We start from the raw sequence: 2,284 nt of genomic DNA, 5'->3' as shown, positions 1-2,284 counted from the left end.
TCCCCCACCCGGCGCACCAGGTCGTCGTTGAAGGTCGCGCCCAGCCCCACCGCCTGAGGAAAGACGGTGGCCCGGCCCATTCAGGCCACGCCATGCAGCGCTTCCTGCCCAGTGTGGAACGCCGACAGGCCGAGCTCTGCCACGGCGGGCGCTTGCGCGGGGAGCATCGCGATGCGCTCATCCACGGTCAGGGGTGCCAGCAGGTCGGCGACCCGCTCCGGCGTCGACAGACGCGCATCGCGAAACGGCAGCGGTTCAGCGGTCACGAGAAATCCCCTTGGGGTCGCGGTCAAAGGCAGGGTGACGCGCAGCCGGACGCATAACAGGACAGACGCAGAGACGGGCTGGCGAGAGCGGCGCCACTGTCGAAGCGCTTCGATGCTCAGTCAAAGTCTTGATCCTGTCAAGAGCCCGCGCGACAACAACTGAGATGCCGAAATTCCGAACGAGTGACGTTGTCAAGTTCCGGGTCGAACTTCTGCAGCGGGTCTTGTGCGACCCGCCGAGTGCTCCTAGCCTCCCGCAACATCGAAGCGCTTCGATCATTCGTGTTACGTATGAGCGGGGGGCGCAGTGTCACGAAGGGGTGCCGACGTCATGCCGAACTCACGCTCCGGGCCGAGCCGGAGAAGCTTCCTCACCTCCACCGCCATCGCCACCGCCGCGGTCGGCGGGATGCCGCTGCTCTCCGCCTGCGGGGGCGAGGGCAGCCGGGGCCAGGAGGGACGCGTCTCCGAGGACGAACTGCGGTCCCTGCTGCCGACGTACCGTGCGTCGGATGCCGCGGTCGAGCCCGATATCGCCAGCGAGCACGGCTCAAGCCCCGGCTACACGCGCTGGATTCCCGATGACGAGTTGGGCGTCTCCGTGCCCGAGCCCCGGGGCGGCGGCGCGAGGCTCCGCGCCATGACGCCGCTGTGGGGCACCCCGCCCCGGGCCGGCAACCCGTTCTGGACGGCGATGGACGAGGGCAGCGGCGTTCGCGTGGACTGGCGGATCCAGCACGGCAACACCTACGGCGACAAGTTGGCCGCCACCCTGGCCTCCAGTGACATCCCGGACCTGGTGTGTATCCCCGAATGGAACCTCACCGGCCAGATACCGCAGGGCATCGCCAGCCGCTTCGCCGACCTGGGGCCCTTCCTCTCCGGCGACAGGGTGCTCGACTACCCCAACCTCGCCGCCATCCCCACCGAGGCGTGGGGTCCTTCGGTCTTCGGCGGCGCGCTGCGCGGCCTGCCCCTGCCGGCGAACCCCCTCGACACGGTCGTCCCCTTCTACCGGCAGGACATCTTCGACGCCAACGGCTGGACCCCGCCCACCAGCGCCCGGGAGTTCCTCGACCTCGCCAGGGACATCACCTCCCCCCGCAACCGGGTGTGGGCGTGCGAGGACATGAAGTGGTTCGGCGGGATCATGTACGGCAGCCCGGAGTGGGAGCTGGTGAACGGCCGGCTGGTCAACCGACGCGAGACCGAGCTGTACCTCGAGGCCCTGGAGTGGAACCGCAGCCTGTTCGAGGCCGGGGTGGTCCACCCCGACGCCATCGGCACCACCGGCGACCCCAGGGCCCGCTTCACCGCCGGCGAGGCCCTGATGTTCATCCAGGGGCCCGGAAGCTGGTATCCCATCGCCGTGGAGCAGCAGCAGTCGAACCCCGACTTCCGCATGAACGCCTTCGACTTCTTCGCCCCGGACGGCGGCGATCCCGTACTGTACCGGGCAAACGGCTCGGGCATCTGGACGTTCGTCAACAGGAACCTCTCCGAGGACCGCATCCGGGCGGCGCTGGAGCTGGCCAACTTCGCCGCCGCCCCGTACGGCACGGTGGAGCAGCGGCTGAAGCAGTGGGGCCTCGAGGGCACCCACTACACCCTGGAGGACGGGCTGCCGGTCCGCACCGACCAGGGCACCGCCGAGGTCGTCCCGGAGACCTACCCCTTCATCTGCCAGCCGCAGACCTTCATCGCCTTCCCCGACCTGCCGCAGGTCGTCGAGGACTACACCGCCTGGCAGCAGCGGAACTTCGTCTTCGGCGAGGACTGGCTCTTCAGCGGCCGGCAGATCCAGGAGCCCGCCCGGCTGTCCGGCATCTCGGACAGCTTCGCCGACCTGGAGGACGACATGTGCCGCGGCCGGGCCTCAATCCGCGACGTGCGCAACGCCGTCGACGACTGGCGCCGCGACGGCGGCGACGAACTGCGCGACTTCTACCAGCGACTGCTCGACGAGGAAGGCGGCGCCGCCTAGCGGCCCCGCCCCGTCGGCCTCCCCCCACCCACAG

General features: G+C 69.6%; 1 protein-coding gene and 1 pseudogene. One reads left to right on the top strand and one right to left on the bottom strand.

Going from position 1 to position 2,284, the window contains the following annotated elements; all coding sequences use genetic code 11:
• Positions 1-266 (bottom strand): annotated as a pseudogene (locus tag E1265_RS35665) (hypothetical protein); the annotation flags it as partial.
• 331 nt (positions 267-597) lie between these two features.
• Between E1265_RS35665 and E1265_RS35660 the strand changes: the two are divergent.
• Positions 598-2,250 (top strand): extracellular solute-binding protein, encoded by a 1,653-nt coding sequence (locus E1265_RS35660; protein ID WP_132935090.1) that lies wholly within the window; start codon positions 598-600, stop codon positions 2,248-2,250.
• Positions 2,251-2,284 lie beyond the last annotated feature (34 nt).

Source organism: Streptomyces sp. 8K308, from assembly GCF_004348315.1.
Lineage (GTDB): Bacteria > Actinomycetota > Actinomycetes > Streptomycetales > Streptomycetaceae > Streptomyces.
The sequence above is the reverse complement of the archived record's forward strand: the minus strand, read 5'-3'. Positions and strand labels throughout refer to the sequence as shown.